The 26,668-nt window shown below is 73.0% G+C and carries 19 protein-coding genes; 6 read left to right on the forward strand and 13 right to left on the reverse strand.

Annotated features, from left to right (window positions below; translation table 11 throughout):
- Positions 1–244: 244 nt before the first annotated feature.
- The 5 genes from Plo01_RS31480 to Plo01_RS31500 form a co-directional block, all read right to left on the reverse strand.
- Positions 245–1,846, reverse strand: coding sequence for a methyl-accepting chemotaxis protein (locus Plo01_RS31480; RefSeq protein ID WP_203894365.1), 1,602 nt, complete (start codon positions 1,844–1,846; stop codon positions 245–247).
- 105 nt (positions 1,847–1,951) lie between these two features.
- Positions 1,952–2,125, reverse strand: coding sequence for a hypothetical protein (locus tag Plo01_RS31485; RefSeq protein ID WP_203894366.1), 174 nt, complete (start codon positions 2,123–2,125; stop codon positions 1,952–1,954).
- An 18-nt stretch (positions 2,126–2,143) separates the two neighbouring features.
- Positions 2,144–4,396: a hypothetical protein gene (locus Plo01_RS31490; protein WP_203894367.1), complete on the reverse strand. Its 2,253-nt coding sequence runs from the start codon at positions 4,394–4,396 to the stop codon at positions 2,144–2,146.
- 311 nt (positions 4,397–4,707) lie between these two features.
- The gene (locus tag Plo01_RS31495) at positions 4,708–5,565 is read right to left on the reverse strand and encodes a CHAP domain-containing protein (protein ID WP_239317447.1); all 858 of its coding nucleotides are present in this window, start codon (positions 5,563–5,565) and stop codon (positions 4,708–4,710) included.
- A gap of 233 nt (positions 5,566–5,798) precedes the next feature.
- Positions 5,799–8,696 (reverse strand): ATP-binding protein, encoded by a 2,898-nt coding sequence (locus tag Plo01_RS31500; protein ID WP_203894369.1) that lies wholly within the window; start codon positions 8,694–8,696, stop codon positions 5,799–5,801.
- Positions 8,697–8,981: 285 nt separating this feature from the next.
- Between Plo01_RS31500 and Plo01_RS31505 the strand changes: the two genes are divergently transcribed.
- From Plo01_RS31505 to Plo01_RS41150, 3 genes are all read left to right on the forward strand, one after another.
- Positions 8,982–9,605, forward strand: a complete 624-nt coding sequence (locus Plo01_RS31505) for a hypothetical protein (RefSeq protein WP_203894370.1) — start codon at positions 8,982–8,984, stop codon at positions 9,603–9,605.
- Between the two features lie 104 nt (positions 9,606–9,709).
- The gene (locus Plo01_RS31510) at positions 9,710–10,858 is read left to right on the forward strand and encodes a sensor histidine kinase (RefSeq protein ID WP_239317449.1); all 1,149 of its coding nucleotides are present in this window, start codon (positions 9,710–9,712) and stop codon (positions 10,856–10,858) included.
- Positions 10,855–11,625, forward strand: a complete 771-nt coding sequence (locus Plo01_RS41150) for a response regulator (RefSeq protein ID WP_203894372.1) — start codon at positions 10,855–10,857, stop codon at positions 11,623–11,625. Before Plo01_RS31510 ends, Plo01_RS41150 begins: the two co-directional genes overlap by 4 nt.
- A 54-nt stretch (positions 11,626–11,679) precedes the next feature.
- Here the strand turns inward: Plo01_RS41150 and Plo01_RS31520 are convergent, their stop codons facing one another.
- Positions 11,680–12,315, reverse strand: a complete 636-nt coding sequence (locus Plo01_RS31520; protein WP_203894373.1) for a DUF8737 domain-containing protein — start codon at positions 12,313–12,315, stop codon at positions 11,680–11,682.
- Between the two features lie 84 nt (positions 12,316–12,399).
- Between Plo01_RS31520 and Plo01_RS31525 the strand changes: the two genes are divergently transcribed.
- On the forward strand, positions 12,400–12,753 hold the full coding sequence (locus Plo01_RS31525; RefSeq protein ID WP_203894374.1) for a winged helix-turn-helix transcriptional regulator: 354 nt from the start codon (positions 12,400–12,402) through the stop codon (positions 12,751–12,753).
- Positions 12,754–12,823: 70 nt separating this feature from the next.
- On the opposite strand, the gene Plo01_RS31530 is transcribed toward Plo01_RS31525, so the two are convergent.
- The 3 genes from Plo01_RS31530 to Plo01_RS31540 all read right to left on the reverse strand — a co-directional run bounded on the left by Plo01_RS31530 (position 12,824) and on the right by Plo01_RS31540 (position 17,402).
- Positions 12,824–13,381, reverse strand: coding sequence for a shikimate kinase (locus Plo01_RS31530; protein ID WP_203894375.1), 558 nt, complete (start codon positions 13,379–13,381; stop codon positions 12,824–12,826).
- Positions 13,382–13,533: 152 nt separating this feature from the next.
- A complete protein-coding gene (locus Plo01_RS31535; RefSeq protein ID WP_203894376.1) occupies positions 13,534–15,432 on the reverse strand; it encodes an ABC transporter ATP-binding protein in 1,899 nt (632 codons plus the stop codon).
- The gene (locus Plo01_RS31540) at positions 15,429–17,402 is read right to left on the reverse strand and encodes an ABC transporter ATP-binding protein (protein ID WP_203894377.1); all 1,974 of its coding nucleotides are present in this window, start codon (positions 17,400–17,402) and stop codon (positions 15,429–15,431) included. The genes Plo01_RS31535 and Plo01_RS31540 overlap by 4 nt, the downstream gene beginning before the upstream one ends.
- Positions 17,403–17,786: 384 nt before the next feature.
- On the opposite strand from Plo01_RS31540, the gene Plo01_RS31545 reads away from it, so the two are divergent.
- Positions 17,787–18,803 carry an ATP-grasp domain-containing protein gene (locus Plo01_RS31545; RefSeq protein ID WP_203894378.1) on the forward strand — a complete coding sequence of 339 codons (1,017 nt, stop codon included), beginning with the start codon at positions 17,787–17,789 and terminating at the stop codon, positions 18,801–18,803.
- A 135-nt stretch (positions 18,804–18,938) separates the two neighbouring features.
- On the forward strand, positions 18,939–20,411 hold the full coding sequence (locus Plo01_RS31550) for a carboxylesterase/lipase family protein (RefSeq protein ID WP_203894379.1): 1,473 nt from the start codon (positions 18,939–18,941) through the stop codon (positions 20,409–20,411).
- Between the two features lie 4 nt (positions 20,412–20,415).
- On the opposite strand, the gene Plo01_RS31555 is transcribed toward Plo01_RS31550, so the two are convergent.
- The 4 genes from Plo01_RS31555 to Plo01_RS31570 form a co-directional block, all read right to left on the reverse strand.
- Positions 20,416–20,805, reverse strand: coding sequence for a hypothetical protein (locus Plo01_RS31555; protein WP_203894380.1), 390 nt, complete (start codon positions 20,803–20,805; stop codon positions 20,416–20,418).
- 173 nt (positions 20,806–20,978) lie between these two features.
- Positions 20,979–21,773, reverse strand: a complete 795-nt coding sequence (locus tag Plo01_RS31560) for an SAM-dependent methyltransferase (protein ID WP_203894381.1) — start codon at positions 21,771–21,773, stop codon at positions 20,979–20,981.
- 188 nt (positions 21,774–21,961) lie between these two features.
- On the reverse strand, positions 21,962–23,161 hold the full coding sequence (gene chrA / locus Plo01_RS31565; protein ID WP_203894382.1) for a chromate efflux transporter: 1,200 nt from the start codon (positions 23,159–23,161) through the stop codon (positions 21,962–21,964).
- Between the two features lie 105 nt (positions 23,162–23,266).
- Positions 23,267–26,668, reverse strand: a 3,402-nt coding sequence (locus tag Plo01_RS31570) for a hybrid sensor histidine kinase/response regulator (RefSeq protein ID WP_203894383.1), incomplete at its 5' end; no start/stop codon positions are given.

The raw sequence follows: 26,668 nt of genomic DNA on the forward strand, positions 1-26,668 counted from the left end.
GGGGCGTCGCTGTGACCGCCACACCGGAGGGAGCGCCGCACCGCCATGACGATCTGCGGGCGCTGTTCGTCGACTGCACGCTGAAGAAGAGCCCCGAGCGCAGCCACACCCGGGGGCTGATCGACCTGAGCGCGCGCATCATGGAGAAACAGGGGGTGCGGGTCGAGCGGCTCCGCGCGATCGACCACGACATCGCCACCGGGCTGTGGCCGGACGCGCCCGGCCGGGCCGGGACGACCCGGCGTCAGTCGAACCGGGCGGCCAGCTCCCGCAGCCGCTCGGCCATGGTGGACAGCTCGCGGGCCGTCTTCAGCGAGGTGGCGGCGTCCTCGGAGGTCGCCAGGGCGGTGGCGGCGATCGTCGAGACGCTCTTGCCGATGTCGCCGCTGTGCCGTACGGCCTCTCCCATGGTGCGGGTCATCTCGGCGGTCGTGGCGCTCTGCTGCTTCATCGCGGAGGCGATGGCCGTCTGGAACTCGTTGATCCGCGCGATCACCGAGGCGATCTGACTGATCGCCTCGACGGCGTCGGCCGTGCCGGCCTGGATGGACTCCACCCGGCGGGAGATGTCCTCGGTCGCGCGGGCGGTCTCCTGCGCCAGGTCCTTGACCTCGCCGGCGACCACCGCGAAGCCCTTGCCCGCCTCGCCGGCGCGGGCCGCCTCGATGGTGGCGTTCAGCGCGAGCAGGTTGGTCTGCTCCGCGATCGAGGTGATGACCTTGACCACGCTGCCGATCTCGGCGGACGAGCCGTCCAGCTCCGCCATGATCGTGTTGGCGCGCTCGGCCATCGCGACCGCCTCGCCCACCACGCCCACGGCCGAGGTGGTGTTCTGGGAGATCTCGGTGATGGAGGCCCCGATCTCCTCGCTGCCGCGCGCGGTCGTGGCGATGTTGCCCTCGACCGTCCGCGCCGCGCCGGAGACGGCCTCCGCCTGGTTGCTGGCCTCCTGGGCGGAGGAGGCGATGCGCTGGGACACCTGGGTCATCTGCTGGGCGGAGGCGGCGACCGACGTGGCCGAGCAGGTCAGGGCGTCGACCGTCTCCTGCACGCCGCTGATCGCGGTGTCGAGCATGCGGGCCATGACGCCGATCTCGTCGGCGGACGTCACGTCCGCCCGGCGCGACAGGTCTCCGGAGGCCATCGCGGTCAGGACCGCGGACACCTCCCGCAGCGGCCGGCGGATGCCCTGGCCGACCAGCCGGGCGACCCCGGCCAGCAGCGCGGCGGCGAGCACGCCGATGCCCAGGAGCGTCCAGGTCGCCTCGCGGCGCTGGTCGGAGACGGCCGCGACGACGGTGGCGGCGTGCGCGTCCAGCGCGTCGCCGATCGCGGGGAGCTCGTCCTCGACCGTCGTGAACGCCTCGCTGAACCGTTCGTACGCCTCGGCGTCCGGGTCGCCCGCGGCGGTCTCGGCCAGCTCCAGATAGTCCTCGACGGCGGGGGTCACCCGCTCGGCCGCCCGGCGCACGGAGACCGGCACCTGCGGGCCGGTGAAGTAGGCGAGTCCCCCGCGCATCGCCGAGGAGTGCTCGGCCAGCTCGTCACGCGCCCGCGCCCGCTCGGCGTCGTCGGTCGTGACCATGGTGCGCAGCACGTCGCCGCGGATGGCGTCGTGCGCCATGTCCGCCTCCAGCGCCATGCGGGTCATGTGCGCCGACGTCTCCAGGTCGCGCGCCCGGTCCTCCGCGAGGCGCAGCTCGCCGACGCCGATGCCGGCCGTGGCGGCCAGGCCCAGCATCGCGATCCCGACGATCAGCGCGAGCTTCCCGCGGACCGGGCGGTTGCCCAGCCATGACCCGGTCGTGCGCGCTCCGGCCTTCTCAGTGAACTTCTCCGTCGTCACGAGGATGTCATCGGCTCCCGTCCGGAGAGCCTGAGGAAAACGCCCGGCGCGCGGGCCGGGTGCCGTACCCGCGGGGCGCGGGCGGCGTGCCGTGCCCGGCCCGGATCAGGGGGCCCGCCCCTCGACGCGGTCACCCGTCTCCGCGGGGCCGGGGGGTTCGAGCAGGCGCAGCAGGTCCAGCCAGCCGTCGAAGGGCTGGGCCGTGACCGAGCCCGGCGGCGTCAACCGGCCGTGCACGCCACCGTCCGGCGTGTAGTACAGATCGAGGATGAACCGCACGACGCCTCCAAGTCCCGGCTAACTGATCAATCTTCGGAAAGCGGCCTCGTACGCTGGGTCGAGGTAGTAGTCGCTGTGACCGAAGATCCGTGGAGGCGTCTTCGAATCGGTCCGGCCGAGCGAGGGGTCGGCCGGATCCCACAGGGGTTCGTCGACGCCGCCCGTGACGGGCTCCCAGGGGTCGCTGAGCGCGAAGACCGGGCCTCCGATGGGGTCGGAGCGCCGGTGGAGGTTGCACCAGTGGCAGGCGTGCGCCGCGCCGGCGTACAGCGCCCGGGTGGTGACGGTCTCCTTGACGACCTGGAGCGTGCCGAGACCGAAGTAGGTGGGGAAGAAGCGCGCGTAGAGCCGGCGCAGCGGCGAGCCGTGGGTGAGCAGGCGCGTGTGGCGGCGGTCGGCGGGGTCCAGCTGGAGGATCAGCGCCGTCGCGATGACGCTGCCCTGGCTGTGACCCGAGACCACCACGGTGTTGTGCTCTTCGCGGACGAGGGTCTTGACCCGGTCCAGGAGGTCCGGGATGACGCGCTCGGCGTAGCAGGGCGGGGCGAGGGGGTGCGTGGCGCGCGGCCAGAACGTGGTGACGTCCCACAACACGCCCACCGTCGAGCGCAGCGCGGGATGTTCGTACGCCTGCCAGCCGACGTAGACGAGCCCGACGGCCACCCCGGCCGTGACCACGACGCCCAGGGCCACGGCCGGACCCGTCGGCACGTCTCTGAGGCCGATGGTGATCAGGACCGCGGCGAGCGCGACCGCGATGGCCCCGATCGTCGCGATCACCGTCACGACCACGTCGGTCTTGTCCGTCAGCGTGGCCGCCGCCCAGCTGCGGCACACGTGCTCGGTGTGCTTCGGATACCTCTGGCGGAGCTCGGGCATCAGCCGCCGCACCTCCCGCCGCCACGACAGCAGCAGCCACAGCGCCAGCAGGATGACCGTGAGGGCGGCCAGGAGCATGGCGAGGGTGGACCACCAGTAGGGACCCGACAGCACGATCCTCGTGCCGCCGCCGGTGAAGGACGGCGTGCCCATGATCTCCGCGACGGCGAACGCCAGCCCGATGGCGAAGACCGCCGCCAGGGCCCAGGCCATCAGCAGCGTCACCGGGCCGGCCAGGCCCCGCAGGGCCCGGGGGTAGGACACGGCGGAGTCGACCGGTTCCCTGCTGCACCGGGCGAGGACGGCCGTTCCCGCGGTGACGGCCACCAGCAGGACGGTCTGCGCGGAGAAGAGCGTCTCCAGGAGGCCGTGGAAGCCGGGAAGCGCCCCCCTGTCGGCCGGGACGTCCGGGCCTCCCGTGATCACACCGGCGGTGAGGGCCAGGCCGTACAGGATCAGGGCGAGCAGGCGCAGGCCCGTGCAGGCCCCCGTCAGCAGGGGCAGCCAGTCGGGTTCCCCTCCCGGCCGGCGCCGTACGGCCGCGTACGGGAGGGCCACCAGCGCGACCACGAGCAGGAGCGTCATCTGCCCCAGGAGGAACAGCGCGCGGAACAGCGGGTCGGAGGCGAACGGCAGGCTCAGGGCCAGCGCGATCAGCGTGAAGCCGAAGGCGACGTGGAGCGAGCGGAGGCGCCCGACGGGGTCGCCGCCGTTCCACATCCGGCGGTTGGCCAGCGGCACCCCGTCCGTTTCCGGGTCGGGCTCGCCCTCGTCCACCGGACGCCTGTCCAGGCGGGCCCAGGACGTCCTGCCGAACCACCAGACCAGGGCCAGGACCAGGGCGGGCAGGAGCGAGGCCAGGGCCAGCCGCCGGGCGGCGTCGCCCGTGCCGGTGACGGCCAGCCACTCCAGGAGGGAGACGGCGTGCGGGATCCGGGCCGCCTGCCAGCCGACGATGTCCATGGAGGTCCCGACGAGCGCGGTGATCAGGGTGCCGGTCAGGGACAGCGCGAACAGCCGCTGCCCGGCGTCGACCAGCAGGCGGAGCGGGGCGAGGCGCTCGCGGCCGTCCGCCACCCAGCGGGGGGTCATGTAGAAGGCGATGTTGGCCAGGGCGAAGGGGAGCATCAGCAGCCAGAACGCCCGTGAGCGGGAACCCGAGGTGAGGCCGCCCCACACGTAGGCCTCCCGCCGCCAGGGGGCCGGGGCGCGGTCCACCGGGACGTAGATGCCCACCGGGTCGCGGGACCTGTCGCCGAGGAACGCGACCTGGTCGGGGCAGCCGGGGAAGAGGACGGACCCGGGCGAGGCCCCCGCCACCCCGTGGATGCGCAGCTCGGTGACGTGCTCGCGGGTCGGAGCGCTGTCGGCGGGCGGCTCTTCGATGGACATTCCGGTTCACCTGCGCGAGGTCGGGCGGAGAACACTCCTCCTGGTAGGGGGGCGGACGGCCCGGCGTGCTCCCTCGCGGGGACCGCGAGCGTCACGGTCGCGGAGCGCGTCGGCCTGCTGTGGGAAACGATACGCAACGGAGGGTGGCCGCACCTCGGTAATCGGCCTAGGGAATTCCCTAGCCGTTACTGGAATTATCCTCGGTCCGCCCTGCTTCACCAGGACGAACATCTTTTTTCTCATCCGTATGGGGAGGAGCGGGGCTCGCTCCTCCCGTTACGGAAGGTGACCGGACGGGCCGGGAGGTCGGCTCAGTTCCCGTAGGCGGGGTGGCCGAAGCCGACGATGGTGTTCATGCTCCGCTTGCGGGTGACGACCTTGTCGCTGACGTTGCCCTCGACCGTGGAGACGGTGCCGTCGGGGTTGACGCCGGTCACCATGCCGATGTGGTCGATGGCCGAGATGTTCTTGGAGCCGCCCCAGTCGAAGAAGACGAGGTCGCCGACGCGCGGCTTGGTGTCGAACCGGCCCTGCTTCTTGAACCACTGGGCGTGCCAGGGGGTGTAGGCGTAGATGCCCATCTGCTCCTGCGCGCCGTTCTGGACGGCCACCCAGGCCAGGAACATGTCGCACCAGGGCGCCGCGGCGAAGCCCTTCTGCTTGGTGTGCCCGTCGTACCACTTGCCGTAGAAGCTGGTGCCGTCCGAGGCCTCGCCCTCGCCGACCTTGCTGAGGGCGGTGGAGACGACCCGCTGGACCAGGGCGCCGCCCGACGCCTGCACGGCGGGGGCCTGGTCGCCGCCGGTCCGGGTTCCCGTGCCCTGAGGCCGGTCGAGGCCCATGAGCCCCGCGGCGTCGGACAGGTCGATCCCGGTCCCGCCGTCCTGGAACTGGTCGAGCGCCGGAAGCTCCGCGGTCGTGGCCTGCTCCGGCTCCCGGATGCTCTGGGGCGGGTCCTGGAAGGCCGTCCGGTCCTCGAACGCCTGCATCTCCGTCTCGATCTCGGCGATCCTGGAGAGCATGTCCGAGAAGGGGACTTCGCCGGACTGGCTCTCGCCGAAATCATGAATGTCGGCGACGGCCGCTTCCGCGGGAAGAACGGTGAATCCGACGGCGCCGGCGATGATCAGACCGGCGGCGAGGCTTCCGCGGGAGGAGAAGCGCGACATAACGGACAAAGACAGGCCCCTTCTTCCTGCTGCCCGCTGAGAGGAGGAGCCTCGTCCACGTGGGGGGAGACTCACCCGGACCGAGAAACGGCCGGGTGGGCGCGGACTCACGGGCAGATCGGCCCGCGCCCATCCTGGTGTCGGCCGACCATTCGGCGGATGAGGGCGCGTGCTGAGTAAAGTCCCGGTCTACTCCGGGTCCGGAACCTGTCTGGTAGATCCTTCCCGGCCGGTCACACGACCGAGGTCAGCTTCGCGGCGAGCGCGGTCCGGGAGGTGACGCCGAGCTTGGCGTAGACGTTGCCGAGGTGGTACTCGACCGTTTTGACGCTGAGCACCAGCTCCCCGGCCACCTGCCGGTTCGTCAGGCCGCGGATGACGAGCCGGGTGACCGCGTCCTCCTGGGGGGTGAGCCCGAAGGGGTCGCCGCCCGGCCTGTCCCCGGCGGGGTGACCGCACGCGGCCAGCTCCTGGTCGCACCGGGCGACGTAGGGCGAGGCGCCGAGCCGTAGCAGGATCTCCCGGGCGGCGCGCAGCTGCTCGGTGGCGGCGGAGCGGCGGCCGGTGCGGCGCAGGAACGCGCCGAAGTGGAGCCGGAGCCGGGCCTGGACGAACGGCGAGCCGCCGCGCGAGGCGTGGTCCAGAGCCTCCAGGTAGGCCCGCTCCGCGAGCTCCGGCTCATGGAGGTGGGCGTGCAGGTTGCCCCGGCTGCGGGCGAGGGCCGCCAGGACGGAGCGGCGCTCCCGCGCGACGGCCAGCTTCCGGCAGTGGTCGAGTACGGACCGCGCGTGCTCCGCCCTGCCCAGCGCGATGAGCGCGTCGATGAGGAGATCGTGCCAGGGGACGACGCCCGGCTCGTTCACGATGTCGTGCACGCCCAGCTCGAGGAGGGGTTCGAGCGCGGTCACCGTACCCGCATGGTCGCCGTCCGCAGCCGCCAGATGGGCCCGGGCGTGGGCCGTGTGCGTCTGGGCGGCGACGCTCGCGCCGTGGATCATCAGCTCCTGGGCCGAGCGGATGTGCCCCATGGCGCGCTCCCGCTCGCCTCGCGCAGCGGGGACGAGGGCCGCCAGGGCGTGGCAGATGGGAGCGATCCATGCCTGCTCGGCGTCGTCGGACAGGGACGCGGCGATCTCGGTGTGGATGAGCGCGTCGTCCCACTTCCCGATGCGGTACTCGGCCTGGCCGAGCATGGCCGTGGCGAGGATCCGGAAGGGCACGGACCGCTCCCGGCAGGCGACGAGGACGCCGTGCAGGTCGGCCACCGCGCCGGGGAGGTCGTCGGAGCAGGTGCGCAGCAGCCCGCGTCCGAGCAGGGAGTCGAGCTCGGCCTGGGACGACGCCAGCGCGGGCTCGGGGAGGTCCTCGACCAGCGACAGTCCTTCGGCGATCCGGCCGGAGATGCACAAACCGGTCAGGCGGGTGTACATCGTGAAATCCGTGGCGCCCCGGTCGGGGTGGAGCTGCGAGGCGCGGTCCGACCAGGTCACCGCCTCCTCGCCCCGGCCGCCCAGCACGCACAGCAGAGCCATCTGCTGCGCCGTGCGCCGGGCGAAGTGCGGCGCGCCGCCGGGGTCCAGCTCCGCCCACGCGCTGGTCAGCAGGGCGTGGGCCGCGCCGGGACGGCCGGTGACGATCGCCAGATGGCCCGCCGCGCAGGCGCGCACGGCCGGAGCGGTCTCCGGGGGCAGATCCTCGACCAGCCGCCTGGCCTCGTCGATCCGCCCGTCGAGGAGCAGGACGCCCACCGCCTCCGCCATGAAGCGCCCGCGTTCCGCCGGGGAGTCGCTGAGGTGCGCGGCGTCGAGCAGATGATCGGCCGCGCCGGCCCAGTGACCGGCGGTCGCCTGGGCCCGGGCGTGCTCGGCGAGCTCGGCGGCGAGCGGCGGGTCGGGCCGGTCGGCGGCGCGGACCCGGTGCCGCAGGCGGTGGAAGCCGTCCTCGGTGAGCTCGGCGACCCTCCGGTGCAGGCCGACCCGCCTGGCGGGGCCCAGGTTCTGGTAGACGGAGGCGCGGACCAGGGGGTGGGGGAAGGAGATCGCCAGCCTGCCCGCCTCGTGCCGCTCGGTGAGCAGCCCCAGCGTGACCGCCTGCTCGAGCGGGTCCAGGGAGTCGGCGACGCCGGCCAGGGTCGCGGCGGTGTGGCTGAGGCAGGACATGCCCAGCACGCTGGCGGCCTCGACGAGCCCGCGGGCGCGCTGGTCGCAGCGGGCCAGCTGGCCGAGCACGAGGAGCGCGTAGGAGCGGGGCGCGGGCAGCGGGACCTCCGTGTCGTCCAGGATGTCGCCCGGCACCTCGTCGAGCAGCGCGCGGACGTGGAGCGGGTTGCCGGCGGTGTGCTCCCGCAGCCGTTCGAGCGCCTGGGGGCGCAGCGGCGCCACCCCCAGCATGTCGCCGAGGCGGCGCAGCTCCCCGGCGTCGAACCCGCCGAGGCCCAGCCGTACGGCGGGCGGCCCGGCCACCACCCGGCGCAGCCCCTCGGGAAGGCGCGGGTCGTCGCCGTCCCGGGTCACCAGGATCGCGAGCACCCGGTCGAGCCGGAGCCGCCTGAGCACGAACGTCAGGGCCCGCAACGACGGGCGGTCGGCCCAGTGCGCGTCGTCGACGATCAGGATGACGGGCCCGCGGTCCTGGAGCTGGCCCAGGCGGTCGAGGAAGGCCGATCCCGCCGCGAGGGGCTCCATGCCGCTCGCGTGCGCCGCCCGGAAGAGGGAACCGCGCACCGACGCGGGCGACGGCGGGCAGAGGGACCCGGACGCCGTCGCGGGAGGTGGCGGGGAGAGGGACCCGGGCACCGTCGCGGGCGGCGGAGGGGAGGGCGCCCCCTTCCCGGTCCGGCCCGATCCGCCGCTCCCTGGCCGGGCCGGCACGCCGGTCTCCGGCGCGGCCGTCAGCTGGTCGAGCACGCCGTACGGCAGCGCCGTCTCCCCCTCGTCCCCGCTGGCCCGCAGGACGCGGGAGCCCCGGGCCGCGCCGAGGAAGGCGCGGATGAGGGCGGTCTTGCCGATGCCCGCGGGACCTTCGACGAGCACGACGCGCGGCTCCCCCCGCCGCACACGGTCGAGGGCGTCGTCCAGCTCGGCCAGCTCTCGTTCCCGGCCGACGAACAGCTCCTCCGCTCCACCGGGCATAGGCCACCTCTGGAGGCTCCGGCAGCAGTGCAATCCACGGTGACCGGCGAGGCGGTGCCGGTCAAGTCACGTTGCCCTGTCGTCCCGCCCGACCTCGCGCCGCGCCCCTTTTCGGCCCTCCGGCCCGCTCCCCGGCCTGGTCCGGAAGACACGTGCCGTCCCGCCGCGGGCCGGTGCGGCACCCGTGACCTCCGGCCGGAAGCCTGGCCGTCCGGCACTCCCGGAGCCCGGCCCGCCGTCCCTAGCGTTCTTCCCGAACCCCCTTACGGACAAGGAGTGTCACAGATGTCCCCATCATGGTTGAGGCGTTTCGGCGCGGTCTGCGGAGTCCTGCTGGGACTGTCCATCGGCGTGCCCGGGATCATCGAGGCGTTCACCGGTGAGACCGCCCTCACCAGCTTCGTCATCGGACTCGGGGCGGCCTTCGGCGTCCCCGCGGTGACCGCCTTCTACCTGCACCAGAGCGAGGCGGCCGGCCGCTTCGGCGCCGTGGCGTACGCGGTGAACCTCATCGGCCTCGCGCTGTTCACCGGGGTGGCGTTCGCGCTGAACCTGGTGATCTTCTTCCTGGCCGAGCCGGTCACCGCCGCCCTGCTCGCCGGCCCCACCAGGATCGCCGTGTTCGGCGGCATGGGGGTCTTCGTCGCCGGGACCGTCCTGTTCGGCGTGTCGATGGTGCGCGCCCGGGTGTTCCCGCGCCCGGCCGCCTGGGGGTACATGGTCTCGCTCGTCGTCCTGACCGCGCTGGCGCCCCTGCCCGACACCCCGTTCACCAGCATCGTGCACGTGGTCGTGTGCGGGGTGCTGGTCTGGATGTCGGCGTCGGTGTGGTCCGCGGCGGCGGCGCCGGCGGCGGGCGCGGTGCGGCCGGGCGTCCCGGCGGCTCCGGCGGGCGGTCGTCGGCCGTGAGGCGCCGGGCGCCCGGGCGGGGCGGCGTCCGGCCCGCCGGCCGCGGGGCCCCGCCCGCGGCCGGCCGCGCCGCCCGCCGGTCGTAGGCTGGCGGCGTGTCCTCCATGCGGCCCCTGCCCTGGGTCTCTCCCGTGCTCTACGTGACGGTGCTGGCCGCCGGTCTGTACGCCGGGACGGCGGGGCTCGGCACCACCCACGCGGCGCCGTTCACCGGCGGCCTCGCCGCCCTGTTCGCGATCGACCTGCTGGAGCGGCGCCGCTATCCCGCCGGCACCCCGCCCTGGCCGGCGGTCGCGTCGCTCTGCGCCCGCGTGGCCCTGTTCGCCGTGGTGGCGGCGGCCGACGGCTCGGGACTGTCGCGGGCGCTGTTCGTCCTGGTGCCGTTCACCGCCTGTTTCGCCTTCGGCCGTACGGTCGCCGTCGTCCTGGCGGCGGGGTGCGCGGGACTGGTCGTGGCGGGGTACGAGCTGGGCCCCGGCCGCTGGTACACCGACGCGGAACAGGTCTCCGACCTGCTGATGTTCTGCGTGGGACTGGTCCTGGCCGTCGCGACGGCGGCCGCGGCCGCGCAGGAGCGGCGGGGCAGGACGCGGCTGGAGGAGTCCCACCGGCGGCTGGCCGCCTACTCCGCCCAGGTGGCCGAGCTGTCGGCGGCGGCCGAGCGCAACCGGGTCGCCCGGGACATCCACGACGACCTCGGCCACCACCTCACAGCCGTCGTCGTGCTGCTGGAGAAGGCCACGGCCTTCCGCGAGCGCGATCCCGGGCAGGCGCAGCGCGCGATCGACGACGCGCACCGCTCGGCCAGGCGCGCGCTGGACGACGTGCGGCACTCGGTCCGCACGCTGCGGGCCGACCCCGCCCCGTTCCGCCTCTCCACCGCGCTCGCCGACCTGGTGGACGGACAGGCCGACGACGGGCGGACGGCCGTCACGCTGGAGTTCACCGGCGACGAGAGCGGGTACGGCCCCCCGGCGCTGACCACGCTCTACCGCGCGGCCCAGGAGGGCATCACCAACGCCCGGCGGCACGCGGACGCCGACCGGGTCCGGGTGGCCGTCGCCCTCGGCGAGACCGAGGCCCGCCTGACCGTCGCCGACGACGGCGCGGGCTTCCCGCCGGGACGCGAGGGATTCGGCCTGCTCGGCATGCGGGAGCGGGCCGAGCAGGTGGGAGGCCGGGTCGAGCTCGACAGCGGTCCCGGCGCCGGCACCCGCCTGACGGTCACCGTCCCCCGGGGCGGCACGCCATGACGGACGCGCAGGTGAGCGTCCTGGTCGTCGACGACCAGGGGCTGATCCGCGAGAGCATCGCCTCCCTGCTCGGCATCCAGCCCGGGATCACGGTCCTGGGGACGGCGGCCGACGGCCGCGACGCGGTCGACAAGGCGGTGGAGCTCGGGCCGGACGTGATCCTCATGGACGTCCGCATGCCCGGGATGGACGGGGTCCGGGCCACCGCGGAGCTGCGGCGCCGCGCCCCGGCCTGCCGGGTGGTCATGCTGACGACCTTCGACGACGAGGAGTACGTCGTGGAGGCGCTGCGGGCGGGCGCGGCCGGGTACCTGCTGAAGGACCTGCCGGCCCGGGAGCTCGCGGCGGCGGTGCGGCTCGCGCACGCCGGCGTCGTGCAGTTCGACCCGGCGGCGGCCGCCCGCCTGACGGCCGCGCTCACCCGTCCCGGTCGCGTGAACCCCGCGGGCCCTACGGGCTCCGCGAGTTCTGCCGATCCCGTGAACCCCGCGGGCCTGACGGGCTCCGTGAGCTCCGCGGGTCCCGGCGGCTCCGAGGGCCCCGCCGTCCCGGGGCCGCCCGGCGACCGGGCGGACCTGGGGCTGACCGGCCGCGAGATCGAGGTGCTCCGGCTGGTCGCGCGGGGCTCGACCAACCGGGAGATCGCCGAGCGCCTCTACCTCAGCGAGGGCACCGTCAAGAACCACATCTCCCGCATCCTCGGCAGGCTCGGATTGCGCGACCGCACGCAGGCGGCGATCTACGCCCGCGACAGGGGCCTGTTGTGAGACCCGCGTGACGCCCGGGCCGGACGGCGGTGCGTGACGGAGGGCGGCCCGGATTCAGCGGCCGTCTCCGGCGCGACGCTCCGCCAGGTTGACCAGCGCCAGTATGTGGGCCACGAGGGTGAAGGGAACCCCGAAGGCCGGGATGAGGCTCATCGGCAGCGCGGCCATCAGGTCGGTGCCGACGTCCCCGTACAGGACGCCGGCCGGGCTGTCGGAGTGCAGGACGCCGAGTGTCACGGCGGTGACGAGATCGGCGATCCCCAGTGCGGTCCAGGCCACGTAGAGGCGGTCGGAACGCCCGATCACGAACAACGCGACCAGCGGCGCCGTGAGCCCGATCGCCACGTCGCCCAGCCCGGCCGGGACGGCGAAGCCGCCGGGCAGGGCGTGCACGGCCGTGAGCGCCAGGAACGCCAGACCGGCGATCCGCGAGGTCTGCAGAAGGGTGAGGAAGCGCAGGTCGAGACGGCCGGCCCAGGCGCGGAACCGGGGTGAGCCGAGCGCGAGCGCGAGCGCCGCCAGCGGCGGGAGACCGGCGGCGAGACCGATCGCCACCGGCGGTGCGCCCGGGGCGGTCCGGAACGCGCCCAGCGCGCCGGCGCCGAGCGCTGCGGCGAACCACGCGATCGAGAGGGCCGCGGCCGGGGTCATCGGTGAGCGGGGCGAGCGGGCGAGTGATGGGACGCTCATCGGACTTCCACCTCCGTGTCACTTGCGTTTTGAAAGTGACAATAAACAGGTGACTTGTATAATGCAAGCGACAAGGAGGTGGAGATGTCCCCGTCCCGCAACACGCCCCCGCGTTCGGACTGCGCCATCGCCGGCACGCTGGACGTGGTGGGTGACAGGTGGTCGCTGCTCATCGTGCGCGACCTGCTGTTCCACGGTGAGCTGCGCTTCGCGGACCTGGTGGCCTCGGCGGAGGGCATGCCGACGAACACGCTCTCCGACCGGCTGCGGCGGCTGGAGGAGAGCGGCGTCCTCGTGCGCGAGCCGTACAGCGACCGGCCGGTGCGCCACCGGTACCGGCTGACCGAGCGGGGCCGGGGGCTCGCCCCGGTCCTCGACGCCATGGCCGCCTGGGGGGTCACTCACCTGCCCGGCACGCGCAGGCTGGGGGAGCGGTGACGCCCCGCCGGGTCAGCCGATCACCGGCGCGCGGCGGCCGGGCGGTCAGGGGACGCCCGGCACACGCCGCTCAGTGCGCGGAGACCTCGCGACCGCCGCCGAGCAGGTCGAGTACGGCCTGCGCCACGTCCTTCTTGGACATGGCGGGCCGCTCGAAGCGCATGTCGGCCACCTCGGCGAACGCCGCCGCGCGCCGCTCGCGCAGTTCGATCGCCAGATCCAGCGGTTCCTTGCCGAAGCGGGGCCGGTGGGGCCTGGCCGCGATCTTCTCCGCGGTGAACGCGGGCGAGGCGTCCAGCCAGACGACCAGCGCCGGTCGCATCGCGGCGCGGCACCCGGGGTCGTCGAGCACGCTGGCCGCCGCGGCGATCACCGGCGCGGGCCGGTCGGCGAGCGACTCCTTCAGGTGGAGGGCCTCGCGGTCGTGGAGCACCGTGGCGCCCTCGCGTTCCGCGATCTCGGCGGCCGTGAGGCCGTAACGTTCCTCGATCCACTCGTCGCTGTCACGCACCGGCCGGTCGAGGGCCTTGCCGAGGATGCGCGACACGCTGGTCTTGCCCGCTCCCATCAAGCCGATCACGACGATCGGGGTCTCATCCGTCAGAACGATCGGCCTCTCAGCCGGCATGGCGCCACCTCCCGCGATCCGCGTACCAGAGCACCGGACCCCTGCCCGGGAGGAACGCGTTCTACCGGATCATCCCGCCGGATCGCCGTCCCGCGCGGGCGGGGCGGCCGCCGTCGGCCGCCCCGCCCGCGGGGCCGTACGGCCCGGGCCGGCTACCCGCGCGTCTCCGGGCGTCCGGTGACGCGGCCCCCGCCCGGGGCGGAGCCGTGCCCCGCGCCCTGGGCGGAGATGCTGTCGAGCCACGCCCGGTGCAGGCTCGCGAACCGGCCCGAGCGGGCGATGAGCCGGTCGGGCGGGCCGTCCTCCACGATGCGGCCGCCGTCCATGACCAGCACCCGGTCGGCGATCTCGACGGTCGAGAGCCGGTGGGCGATGATCAGGGCGGTCCGGTCCGCGAGGACCGTCCGCATGGCCCGCTGCACCAGGCGCTCGCCGGGGACGTCCAGGCTGGAGGTCGCCTCGTCGAGGATCAGCACGGCGGGATCGGCGAGGAACGCCCGGGCGAACGCCACCAGCTGCCGCTGGCCCGCCGACAGCCGGCCGCCCTGCTTGCCGACCTGGGTGTCGTAGCCCTCGGGGAGCGCCGAGACGAACTCGTGGGCGCCGACCGCGCGGGCGGCGCCGACGACCTCGTCCATGGTCGCGCCGGGCCGGCCGAACCTGACGTTGTCCGCGACCGAGCCGGTGAACAGGAAGTTCTCCTGCGTCACCAGGACCACCGCCTCGCGCAGCGTGTCCTCGGCGAGGTCGCGCAGGTCGGTCCCGTCCAGCAGGACGCGGCCGGAGACCGGGTCGTAGAACCGGGCGACCAGCTTGGCCAGCGTCGTCTTGCCCGCGCCGGTGGCGCCCACCAGCGCCACGACCTGCCCCGCCGGGACCGTCAGGTCCAGCCGGGGCAGCACCGGGGTGCCGTCCAGGTAGGAGAACTCCACCCCCTCGAAACGCACCTTCCCCCGCGGCCGCTCCAGCGGCACCGGATCGCGCGGCTCGGCGACCGCGGGCCGCTCCTCCAGCACGCCGGAGAGCTTCTCCAGCGCCGCACCGGCCGACTGGAAGGTGTTGTAGAACTGGCTGATCTCCTGCATCGGCTCGTAGAACTGGCGCAGGTAGAGCAGGAACGCGGCGAGCACGCCCACCGTCACCTCGTCGCCGATGGCCAGCCACCCGCCGTAGAGCAGGACGGCGGCGACCGTCACGTTCCCGATCAGTTTGACGCCCGGCATGAAGAGCGCGATCAGTCGCATGCTCCGCACGTTGGCGTCCCGGTAGTCGGCGTTGAGCCGGGAGAAGATCTCCTGGTTGCGTCGCTCGCCGCGGAACGCCTGGACCGCGCGCATCCCGGTCATCGACTCCACGAAGTGCACGATCACCAGCGCCACGGTCTCCCGGGTCCGGCGGTAGGCGATGCTCGACTGCCGCCGGAACCAGCGGGTGAACAGCAGCAGCACCGGCAGCGGCAGCAGCGCGACGAGACCGAGGTGGACGTCCAGGACGAGCAGCAGGACCGCGGTGCCGGTCAGCGTCAGCACGGCGGTGACGAGGCTGTCGAAGCCCGACTGGAGCATCTCGGAGATGGCGTCGATGTCGGAGGTGAGGCGGGACACGACCCGGCCCGAGGTGTAGTCCTCGTGGAAGGAGAGCGACAGCCGCTGGAAGTGGCGGAAGACCCGCCGCCGCAGCTCCAGGATGATGCCCTGGCCGATCCGGCCGGCCATCTTCAGGAACGCCTGCCGGGTCACCGCCTGGGTCACCGCCGCCGTCAGCACCGCGGCGACGACCGCCAGCAGCGTGCCCGGTCCCTCGCCCGCCCGCATCGGCGGGATGCCGGTGTCGATGCCCACCTTGACGAGGAAGGGGATGGCCAGGGAGGCGGCGTTGCAGACGACGATGACCGCGATGAGCAGGACGATCTGGGAGCGGTACGGCCGCAGCAGGTCGGCCAGGAGCCGCCGGGAGCGGTTGCGCAGGACGAACGACACCTGCTCCGGGACCTCGTCCTGCTGCTCGGCGGCCACGCCGCGCCAGTCCCGCGTGGTGGTCTGCCCGCTCATCGGAGAACCCCCTCGGTGTCCAGATCGTCCAGGTCACCGTCCAGATCGTCCAGGTCACCGTCCAGCTCGTCGTCCAGGTCACCGTGCGGACCGTCGTCCCGGCCGTCCGTGACGCCGGGGCCGCCGGGACCGGTGGAGCCGGTGGAGCCGCCGCCGGGGCCGCCGGGATCGTCGTCCAGGTCGGCGGAGAGCAGCGCGCGGTACTCCGGCACGGTCGCCATCAGCTCGTGGTGCCGGCCGACGTGCGCGATCGTGCCGTCCAGCAGCAGGGCGACCCGGTCGGCCAGGAGCACGGTCGAGGCCCGGTGCGCGACGACGATCCCGGTGGCGTCCCGGAGCACGTGCCGGAGCGCCTCCTCGACCAGGGCCTCCGTCTCGACGTCCAACGCGGACAGGGTGTCGTCCAGCACGAGGATCTTCGGCCGGGAGAGCACGGCGCGGGCCAGGGCGAGCCGCTGGCGCTGGCCGCCGGACAGGGACATGCCCTGCTCGCCGATGCGCGTCTCCAGCCCCCACGGCAACCGGTGGACGAACCCGGCCTGGGCGACCCCGATCGCCGCCTCGATCTCCTCCTCGGTGGCGTCGGGCCGTCCCAGCGCGAGGTTCTCCCTGACGCTCATCGAGAACAGCGTCGGCTCCTCGAAGGCCGTGGCGACCGCCGAGCGGAGCGCGGGCAGCGACAGGTCCCGCACGTCGTGGCCGTCGATCGTGACCCGGCCCGCGGTGACGTCGTGCAGCCGGGGGACCAGGGAGGTCAGCGTGGTCTTGCCGGATCCGGTCGCGCCCACGACCGCGACCGTCTCTCCCGGCCGCACCTCCAGCCAGACGTCGCGCAGCACCGGCTCGGCGGCGCCGGGGAAGCGGAACTCCACGCCCTCGAAGCGCAGGTGGCCGCGCGGGTTCTCGATCGTGTCGGGGCCGCCGACGATGTCCGGCTCGGTGTCGAGCACCTCCGCCACCCGGTCCGCCGCGGTCATCGCCTCCTGGCCCATGGCCAGGATGAAGCCGAGGGACGAGATGGGCCACACCAGCTGCAGCATCAGCGTGGTGAAGGCCACCAGCGTGCCCAGCGACAACGATCCCGAGCCGACCGCGAGCGCGCCCAGCAGCAGCACGGCGGCGAGGGTGACGTTCGGGATGACCTCCAGGAAGGTGAAGAACCTGGCCGAGAGCCCCACCTTCTCCATCGAGCTCCGGTAGACCTTGCCCGCTCCGTCGTCGAAGGTCGCGAAGACGTGCCGGCCGCGGCCGAACGCCTTGATCGTGCGGATGCCGCCCGCGGACTCCTCGACGACGGTGGCCAGGTCGCCCTGCTCGTCCTGGACCTGCCGGGAGATGGCGATGTAGCCCCGCTCGAAGCGCATCGAGACGGTCACGATGGGCACCGCCGACGCGGCGACCAGCAGGCCGAGCGGCCAGTACAGCTGGAACAGCAGCGCCGTCACCACGGCGATCTGGACGGTGATCAGCACCAGGAAGAGCATGCCGAACCCGAGGAAGCGCCGGATCACGGACAGGTCGGTCGTCACGCGCGACAGCAGCTGGCCGGACTGCCAGGCGCCGTGGAAGCTCATCGGCAGCCGCTGCAGGTGCCGGTAGAGGTCGTCGCGGAGGGCGGTCTCCACCCCCAGCACGGCGTCGGCCAGCAGCCACCGGCGCACCAGGACGAGCAGTGCCTCGATCGCGCCCAGGACGAGGGCGAGCAGTGCGAGGGGGAGCAGGGCGCCGGTGTCGTCACGGGCGACGGGACCGTCGATGATCTCTCTGCCGACCAGGGGGATGGCGATGCCGATCCCGATCCCGGCGAAGGAGGTCACCCAGATGACGGTCAGGCGGGTGGCGTAGGGGCGCAGGTAGGACTTCATCCGCCACAACGAGCGCATCCTCGTCAGGTGCGGGCGGCGGGGTCTGCGCTGGTGCGGGCGGCGGGTTCCGGTCTCTCGGTCGGTGCCGGCGGTATCAGGGGGCATCAGCAGGCAGCACGCTCCTCACGGTCTTCAGTTGACGCCCTTCACCATTCCCGGTGCGGGGCTCGTTAAAGGGTCTGTCGTCCGGATGGTCTTGTTTACCCCGATCGCGCGGACGGCGCCTCGCCGCAGCGGAGATCCGGGGCAGGGATCCGGGCGGCAGGACCTAAGGCTAAGGAGCCTGTCAATCGGTTTTCCGTACGGCCGCCGCCGGTTTCGCGCACGGCTGCCGCCGGTTTTTCCGTACGGCCGCCGCCTCCGGAAGCCCGCCGGAACGGGCGCGGGCCCCGCCGGGTGGAGAACCGTTGCTCCCGGAGGGTTGTTACTTTAAGTAACTCAGGAAATACGGAGAGTATGGAAAACGAGGTAAACACCTCCGGACTCCGCTTGTTGATCATAACCGGCGAGGGTCCGGCGAACGACGACATCAGACGCCTGGAGGGGGCGGCGAGGCAGCGGGGGCACCTGCCGAGTGTCGTCCCGTGGAACGAGCTGAGCGTGGCGCTCGACGATCGGGGCCCGCGGCTCTGCGCCGGCGGCGTCCCGCTGGAGGTGGACGGCATCATCCACCAGATGTCCACCGACGCCCTGGACGGGCTCGTCATCCTCGGCGCGGTGGAGGAGGACGTCCCGCATCTCAACTCCGTCGACGCCGTCCTGCGCTCGGCCGACAAGTTCGCCACGCACGTCCGGCTGGTCGCGCACGGCGTCCCCACCCCTCCCACCGCCTTCTGCCCCAACGACGACGAACTCCGGCTGTTCGCCCGGGACTACGGCTACCCGGTCGTGCTCAAGCAGCCGGACGGGGCGCGGGGGGCGGAGGTCACCCTCGCGCGCGAGGAGAGCGAACTGTTCGCCAAGGCGGCCTCGATCCGGGGACGGGGGACGCCGCTGCTGGTGCAGCGGTTCGTCGCCGAGGCGGCCGGGATCAACCACCGGGTGATCGTCGTCGGCGGGAAGTTCGTCGCGGCGGTCGAGCAGACGGGCGGCCGGCCCGGGGACTTCCGCTCCAACGGCCCCGGAGACGTGTGCCGCCCGGTGACGCTCACCGAGGAGGAGATCGAGATCGTCGAGCGCACGGCCCGCGCGGCCGAGCTCGACCTGATGAGCGCCGACCTGCTGCGGAGCGAGGACGGCCCGGTCATCCTGGAGACCAACTCCTTCCCCGCGTTCGGCGGGTTCGACCACGTGGACCTGTGCGCCCACGTCCTGGACGTGATCGAGCGGAAGGTCCGCGAGCACGTTCCGCTGGTGCTGCCGCAGTCGCCGTCCTCGGAGGAGCTCCTGGTGGCCGAGGTGGAGGAGGAGCTCGCGATCCAGTCCGGGAAGGGGAGCCTGGCGGCCTCCGCCGTACGGGACGCCTCGGCCTCCGGCGGGGAAGGGCCCCTGTCGGCCTCGACCTGAGCCCGCCGGGGCCGTCCGAGCCGACCGCGCCGACCGAGTCGCCCGGCTCACCCCCTCCGCCCTCTCCGGCCTCGCCCGTCACACGCGAGCGGCCTGATCCCGATCCGCTGAACTGCGGCTGGGTAGAAAACAGGCATGGACCCCCACGTAGTGACCACGAGCGGGCGGGTGCGCGGGCACTGGGCAGGCGGTGTCGCCGAATTCCTCGGCATCCCGTACGCGGCCCCTCCGGTCGGCGCGTTGCGCTTCGCCGCGCCGGTCCCGCCGCGCCCCTGGGACGGTGTGCGTTACTGCCACGCCTACGGGCCGACCGCGCCCCAGCCGCCGAGCGACTACACCGAGGGCGTGCCCGAGCCGCTCATCGCGGGCGAGGAGTATCTCAACCTCAACGTCTTCACGCCCGATCCCGGAGCGGCCGGACTGCCCGTGCTGGTGTGGATCCACGGCGGCGCCTTCAACGGGGGCAGCAACTCCAGCCCGTGGTATCGGGGGACCACCTTCGCGCGCGAGGGCGTGGTGTTCGTCGCCGTCAACTACCGCCTCGGCGTCGAGGGGTTCCTCCCGCTCGAGGACGCCCCGGCCAACCTGGGCGTCCTCGACTGGGTCCGGGCGCTGACGTGGGTCCACGACAACATCGCGGCCTTCGGCGGCGACCCCGCAGCGGTGACCGTGGGCGGGCAGTCCGCCGGCGGCCAGGCGAGCGTGACCCTGCTCGCGGTGCCGGGAGCCGCCGGGCTGCTCCACCGCGTGATCGACATGAGCGGGGGAGCGGTGCGCTGGGAGCCGGTCGGCCCGGCCCGCGAGGCCGCCCGCGCGCTGGCCCGGCGACTCGGCGTGCCGCCCACGCGCGAGGCGTTCTCGGCCTTCGCCCCGCAGGAACTGGTCGCCGCGTACGGCTCGCTGGGCCCCGGTGACCAGCCCTCCGATGAGCACCGCCCCGGCCCGCTCGACGCGATCTTCAAGCCGGGCCCCAAGGGCTTCAACCCGGTCAACGACGGCGAGGTCGTGGCCCGCAGCCCGCACGACATGATCGCCGACGGTTCGGCCCACCCCGCCGCGCTGCTCGTCGGCGCGACCTCCGAGGAGTTCAACGAGGCCATCCGATCCCAGCCCGGCCCGATCGACGAGGAGCAGTACACCCAGGCGCTGCGCGGCCTGGAGGCGGGACCGGAGGCCCGGCGCTTCTACGAGGAGCGGCTGCCCGCCGGGCTGGAGGTCCTGGGCCAGATCCTCACCGACCGGATCTTCCGGATCCCGACCCTGCGCCTCACCGAGGCCGCCGCCGCGGCCGGTCGCCCGGTGCACGCCTACGAGTTCCGCTGGCGCTCACCCGCGGGCGAGGGGATGACGGGGGCGGGCCACTGCGTGGACCTGCCGTTCGTCTTCGACAACCTGGACGGCGAGGGCGTGGGCCGGATGTGCGGCCCGAACCCGCCGCCGGGCCTGGCCCGGGAGATGCACGCCGCCTGGGTCGCCTTCGTCACCTGCGGAGACCCCGGCTGGCCGCCGTACGGCCAGGAGGGCCGCCCCACCTGGATCTTCGACGCCCCCGGCCACCTCGCCCACGATCCCCTGGCCGAGGAGAGCCGCCTCTGGCGGGACCTCTAACCCGTCAGCCGAATCGCCAGTAGGCGGAGTGCTGATACTGGATCTCACCTTGGAACGTCGTGAAGCTGCTGACCGCCCACGCGGCGGGGGCGCCCGGCCACGACGCGACCGCTTCGATCGAGGCGTCCGGGAGGTCCAGGTGCTTCACCCAGCGAGTGCCCGACAGCCGCCAGAGGGAGGACGTGCTGTCGACCGCCCAGGCGTCGTCCCGGCCCGCCGGGGCGAGCTTGATCATTTCTCCGGTCGGCCCCTGCGGGCTGAGGCGGTAGGACCACCGGCCTGCGGAGAAGCGCATGACCAGGCTTCGGAAGTGGGTCCGGTCGTCGCCGTCGTCCTGTTCGACGCCGTCTCTTCTGCCGCTCGGGCCCACGTCGACCCAGGAGGCGGATCCCACGGCCAGGAGCCCGGAGTCGCCCGCGGGGAGGAGGCCGTACAGCGAGGCGTTCCAGTTCTGGATGCGTTTCCCGGTGGGCCGGGGAAGCCGAGGAAGCGGCCGCCGGGTCCAGACGGCGCCGTCGAAGGAGGCGGCGGCCGGCGTGCCGGGTGCCGGACTCGGCCCGGACCCCGCTACCGCAGGACGCCGACTCCGCCCTCGACGCGCAGGCTCGTGGGAGGCTCCTCCAGGTCGGGACGCCAGTCCTGCACCGGCACCAGGCCGGGCTCGACCAGGTCGAAGCCGTCGAACAGGGCCAGCACCTGATCGTGCGTGCGGAAGGTCGGCTGCGCCGGGGAGCCCGCGGTCGAGGCCTTCAGCTGGGCCATGGCCTCCGGGGCGCTCTCGGCCACGGCCTGCGAGAGCAGCAGGTGGCTGCCCGGCGCCATGCGGTCGCGGAAGGCGCGGATGATCCCCGCCGGGTCCTCCTCGTCGGTGACGAAGTGCGTCACCCCGGACAGCAGGAGACCGATGGGCCGGGAGAAGTCGATGAGCGCGGTGACCTGCGGGTCGCCGAGGACGCTCTCCGGGTCGCGCAGGTCCGCCTGAACGCTGATCACATCTTCTCCGACGGCGAGGAGCACGTCGTTGTGCAGCTTCACGACCGGGTCGTAGTCGACGTAGACGACCCTGGCGCCGGGACGGACCCCCCCGGCGGTCTCGTGCACGCTCGGCGAGGTGGGGATCCCCGCACCCAGGTCGAGGAACTGCCGCACCCCGGCCAGGGCCATGTGCCGGACGGCGCCGACGAGGAAACGCCTGCTGGCCCTGGCGACCCGCCGGGTGTCCGGCGCGACGTGCAGCAGGCGGGTGGCGACGGCCCGGTCGACCTCGAAGTTGTCCTTGCCGTCGAGCAGGTAGTCGTAGACGCGGGCGGAACTCGGCACGCTGGGATCGACACCGGCGGGCACGCGAGTCAACTCGGGCACGGAGCGGTCTCCTTCGGGGAAGAGATGAAGATCATATCCAGCCGTGTTCTGCGAATGAAGTCTGTTCCGGGAAGTGCTCCGAGGACAAGGGGGAACGCCCGGCCGGACACTTCTCCCGGCGGGCGCCCTTCAACGGGAGAGCGCCCCGGGAGCCCTCCCGCGGAGGAGCGGCCGCCGGGTCCCTCACGTCACCCGAAGAGCAGGACCCGGGCCAGGCCGATCGCGGCGGCGGCGGCGATGAACCAGGCGGTGTTGAGCTCGGTGCGCCACTGCAGGAGCAGCGCGGCCACGGCCAGGCCGACGGTGAGCGGGTCCACGAACGCCTCGCCCGCCAGCTCGACCGTGACCCCCGCCATCAGCGCCAGCGCGGTGGCGTTGACCCCGTCCAGGAACGCCGCGGACCAGACCCGGTCGCGGACGCGGTCGACGATCCGGGTCAGCAGGGCGACGAGGGCGAACGAGGGGGCGAAGATCCCGACCGTCGCCAGGATCGCGCCGGGCAGCGCCGCGATGACGTAGCCGAGGAAGGTGGCGGTGGTGAACACCGGGCCGGGGGTGACCTGCCCGATGGAGATCGCGTCCAGCAGCTGCTCCCGGGTGACCCAGCCGAGCCGCTCCACCAGATCGCCCTCCAGGAAGGCGAGCAGGACGTAGCCGCTGCCGTACAGCACGGCACCGATTTTCAGGAAGGTCAGGAAGAGGTGGACCAGCTGCCCGCCGGCGGGGTCGGCGAAGCGGGGCCCGCCCAGCAGCGGCGCCAGGCCGTACGGCCCGCCCAGCAGCGGCGCCAGCAGCGCGTGCGCCCCGCCCCCCGGGGTGCGGCTCCCGGCGGTGCGCGCCGCCATGACGATCAACCCGCCGGCCGCCAGCACGGCGAGCTCGTTCACGCCGAGGAAGTAGGCGGCCAGCGCCGCCGCGGCGACCAGGGCGGTCAGCCACCCCTTGATCGCGGTCCGCGACAGGCCGGCCAGGGCCCACACCACGATCGCCACGACCACGGGCTTGATCCCGTACAGCAGCCCCTCGACCGCGGGCGTCTGGCCGTACCGGACGTAGGCCCAGGCCAGGGCGAGCACGATGGCGAAGGCCGGGAGGATGAAGCACACCCCGGCCACGACGAGCCCCCTGCCGCGGGCCCGCTCGTGGCCGAGGTGGATGGCCAGCTCGGTGGAGGTCGGCCCGGGGATCAGGTTGGCCGCGCCCATCAGGTCCACGAAGCGCTCGTCGGAGACCCAGCCGCGCCGCCGCACCAGCTCCTCGCGCATCATCGCGATGTGCGCGGCCGGCCCGCCGAACCCGATCACCCCCAGCTTCAGGAAGACCGCGGCCACCTCACGGACCCCGCCGCCCGGACCGCCCGGACCGCTCGAACCGCCCGAGCCCGTCATCCGTCCCCCTCACGCGAAGAAAGCATACGGTCGGGCAGTATTCACCATTCCGGTGAACGGCGGCGGGCCGTCAGGGGAACACGACGGGACTCACCGCACGGGACCTCACAGGTCCAGCCATCGCTGCATGCGGGCGAGCAGCTCCTCGGCGTTGACCGGTTTGGTGACGTAGTCGCTCGCCCCGGCGGCCAGGGCCTTCTCCCGGTCGCCGCGCATGGCCTTGGCGGTGACCGCGATGATCGGCAGGTTGGCGAAGCGCGGCATCTTGCGGATGGCCGCGGTGGCCGCGTAGCCGTCCATCTCCGGCATCATGATGTCCATCAGGACCAGGTCGATGTCCTCGTTGCGGGCCAGCGTCTCGATGCCCTTGCGGCCGTTCTCGGCGTAGAGCACCTGCATGCCGTGCAGCTCCAGGATGTTGGTCAGCGCGAACACGTTGCGGACGTCGTCGTCGATGACCAGCACCTTCCGGTCGGCCAGAACGGTGTCCGGCTCGTCCGGGACCTGGGGCCGCTCGTCGGGGCTGGGCTGGACCAGGGGCAGCACGTCGCCGGGCTCCTGCGCCGACAGATGGAGGGTGATGCGCTCGCGCAGCTCGTCGAGACTGGGCAGGAGCTCCAGCGGCTGGGTGGTGGACCGGCCCTGGAGCAGGTTCTCCTGCGGGCGGGTGAGCGTGCGGGTGTGATGGGCGAGCACGGGCAGCTCGCGCAGATTCGGGCTCTCGTCGAGCATGCGCAGGAACTCGGCCGCGGCGTCCTGCCGCATGCCCAGGTCCAGGACGACGCAGTGGTAGGCGTCGCGGCCCAGGGCCTCCATCGCGGAGGCCGGGTCGTTGGCGGTGGAGACCAGGACCGGCCCGTGCGTCTCGGTCAGGTCGGCGACCACGCTCTCGGCCAGCTGCGACAGCAGCCCGTTGGGCCGGGACTCCATGACGAGCAGCCGCCGGCCGTCGCCGTCGAACAGCTGATCGGTCTCCGGTACGGCGGGCATCGCGGTGTACGCCGCGGACGACGGCTCGCCGCCCCCGTCCCCGCTCTCGTCGGCCACCGTCCTGGTCACCGATCCGGGGGAGGGCTCGATGATCGGCAGGTAGAGGCTGAAGGTGCTGCCCTTGCCGATCGCGCTGACCGCGCGGATCTCACCGCCGAACAGGGTGGCGATCTCCCGGCTGATGGACAGGCCCAGCCCGGTCCCGCCGTACTTGCGGTTGGTGGTCCCGTCGGCCTGCTGGAAGGCGTCGAAGATCTGGGAGAGGTTCTCCTCCGCGATGCCGATGCCGGTGTCCACCACGTGGAAGGCGATGGCCCGCTGCCCCCGCGCACCCGGCAGGTCCGCCTTATCGACGCGCTCGACGCGCAGCCCCACCGAGCCCTTCTCGGTGAACTTCACCGCGTTGGACAGCAGGTTCCGCAGCACCTGCCGGAGCCGCTGCTCGTCCATGAGCAGCTCCGCGGGCACCTCGGAGTCGACGGCGACGTCGAAGCGGAGCCCCTTCTCCGTGGTCAGCGGGCGGAAGGTCGCCTCGACGTAGTCCAGGAGCTGCCGGAGAGGCAGGGGTTCGAGGCTGAGGTTCATCTTGCCGGCCTCGATCTTGGAAAGGTCGAGGATGTCGTTGATCAGCTGGAGCAGGTCGGTGCCCGCCGAGTGGATGACGTTGGCGTACTCGACCTGCTTGGCGGTCAGGTTCCGGGCCGGGTTCTGGGCGAGCAGCTGGGCGAGGATGAGCAGGGAGTTGAGCGGGGTGCGCAGCTCGTGGCTCATGTTGGCCAGGAACTCGCTCTTGTACTTGGACGCCAGCGCGAGCTGCTGCGCGCGGTCCTCCAGCTCCTGCCGGGCCTGCTCGATCTCCCTGTTCTTCGTCTCGATGTCGCGGTTCTGCCGGGCGAGCAGCTCGGCCTTCTCCTCCAGCTCGGCGTTGGAGCGCTGCAACTCCTCCTGGCCCATCTGGAGCTCGGTGGCCAGCCGCTGCGACTCGGCGAGCAGGGCGTCGGTGCGGGCGTTGGCGACGATGGTGTTGACGTTGACGCCGATGGTCTCCACCAGCTGCTCCAGGAACGCCCGGTGCACCGCGGTGAACCGGCTCAGGCTGGCCAGCTCGATCACGCCGAGCACCTGGTCCTCGAAGATGATCGGCAGCACGATCAGGGTGACCGGGGCGGCCGCCCCCAGGCTCGAGGAGATGGTGACGTACCCGGCGGGGGTCTCCTCGACCAGTATGGGCCGCCTGCTGGTGGCGGCCTGTCCGACCAGGGAGTCGCCGAAGGCGTGGCGGCGGCCGATCTCCTTGTGGCCGTAACCGCCGACCACCCGCAGCTCGGGCCCCGCGGAGGTCTCCTCCGCCAGCAGGAACGTTCCGTACTGGGCGCGCACGAGCGGGGCCAGCTCGTTCATCACCAGCTCGGCCACGACGGACAGGTCCCGGTGCCCCTGCATGAGGCCGGAGATGCGGGCCAGGTTGGACTTGAGCCAGTCCTGCTCCTGGTTGGCCAGGGTGGTCTCGCGCAGCGACTTCACCATCGAGTTGATGTTGTCCTTGAGCTCGGCCACCTCCCCGGAGGCGTCCACGGTGATCGAGCGGGTCAGGTCGCCCGAGGTCACGGCGCTGGTCACCTCGGCGATCGCGCGGACCTGGCGGGTGAGGTTGCCGGCCAGCTCGTTGACGTTCTCCGTCAGCCGCTTCCAGGTGCCGGAGACGCCCTCCACCTCGGCCTGGCCGCCCAGGCGCCCCTCACTGCCGACCTCGCGGGCCACGCGGGTGACCTCGGCGGCGAAGGACGACAGCTGGTCCACCATGGTGTTGATCGTGGTCTTCAGCTCCAGGATCTCGCCGCGGGCGTCCACGTCGATCTTCCTGGTCAGGTCGCCCTGCGCGACCGCCGTGGTGACCTGGGCGATGCTGCGCACCTGGCTGGTCAGGTTGTCGGCCATGGAGTTGACGTTGTCGGTGAGGTCCTTCCAGGTGCCCGCCACGTTGGGCACGCGGGCCTGGCCGCCGAGCTGGCCCTCGGTGCCGACCTCGCGGGCCACGCGGGTGACCTCGTCGGCGAACGCGCTGAGCGTGTCGACCATGGTGTTGATGGTCTGCGCGAGCGCGGCGACCTCGCCCTTGGCCTCGACCGTGATCTTCTGCGAGAGGTCGCCCTTGGCGACCGCGGTGGACACCTGGGCGATGCTGCGCACCTGGCTGGTCAGGTTGGAGGCCATGACGTTGACGTTGTCGGTGAGGTCCTTCCAGGTGCCGGAGACCCCGCGGACGGTGGCCTGACCGCCCAGGTTGCCCTCGGTGCCGACCTCGCGGGCCACGCGGGTGACCTCGTCGGCGAACGCGGACAGCTGGTCGACCATCGTGTTGATGGTCTCCTTCAGCTCCATGATCTCACCGCGGGCGTCGACCCGGATCTTCTGGGAGAGGTCGCCCTTGGCGACCGCGGTCGTCACCTCGGCGATGCTGCGCACCTGCGCGGTGAGGTTGTCGGCCATGACGTTCACCGACTCGGTCAGCGCCTT

This window comes from Planobispora longispora (assembly GCF_016863135.1).
Classification (GTDB): domain Bacteria; phylum Actinomycetota; class Actinomycetes; order Streptosporangiales; family Streptosporangiaceae; genus Planobispora; species Planobispora longispora.

Coding starts and splice junctions, on each gene's coding strand:
- Plo01_RS31490 (WP_203894367.1), bottom strand. CDS start 4,396: ATGTCCATCGAAGAGCCGCCCGCCGACAGCGCTCCGACCCGCGAGCAC.
- Plo01_RS31495 (WP_239317447.1), bottom strand. CDS start 5,565: ATGTCGCGCTTCTCCTCCCGCGGAAGCCTCGCCGCCGGTCTGATCATC.
- Plo01_RS31500 (WP_203894369.1), bottom strand. CDS start 8,696: ATGCCCGGTGGAGCGGAGGAGCTGTTCGTCGGCCGGGAACGAGAGCTG.
- Plo01_RS31505 (WP_203894370.1), top strand. CDS start 8,982: ATGTCCCCATCATGGTTGAGGCGTTTCGGCGCGGTCTGCGGAGTCCTG.
- Plo01_RS31510 (WP_239317449.1), top strand. CDS start 9,710: ATGCGGCCCCTGCCCTGGGTCTCTCCCGTGCTCTACGTGACGGTGCTG.
- Plo01_RS41150 (WP_203894372.1), top strand. CDS start 10,855: ATGACGGACGCGCAGGTGAGCGTCCTGGTCGTCGACGACCAGGGGCTG.
- Plo01_RS31520 (WP_203894373.1), bottom strand. CDS start 12,315: ATGAGCGTCCCATCACTCGCCCGCTCGCCCCGCTCACCGATGACCCCG.
- Plo01_RS31525 (WP_203894374.1), top strand. CDS start 12,400: ATGTCCCCGTCCCGCAACACGCCCCCGCGTTCGGACTGCGCCATCGCC.
- Plo01_RS31530 (WP_203894375.1), bottom strand. CDS start 13,381: ATGCCGGCTGAGAGGCCGATCGTTCTGACGGATGAGACCCCGATCGTC.
- Plo01_RS31535 (WP_203894376.1), bottom strand. CDS start 15,432: ATGAGCGGGCAGACCACCACGCGGGACTGGCGCGGCGTGGCCGCCGAG.
- Plo01_RS31540 (WP_203894377.1), bottom strand. CDS start 17,402: ATGCCCCCTGATACCGCCGGCACCGACCGAGAGACCGGAACCCGCCGC.
- Plo01_RS31550 (WP_203894379.1), top strand. CDS start 18,939: ATGGACCCCCACGTAGTGACCACGAGCGGGCGGGTGCGCGGGCACTGG.
- chrA (WP_203894382.1), bottom strand. CDS start 23,161: ATGACGGGCTCGGGCGGTTCGAGCGGTCCGGGCGGTCCGGGCGGCGGG.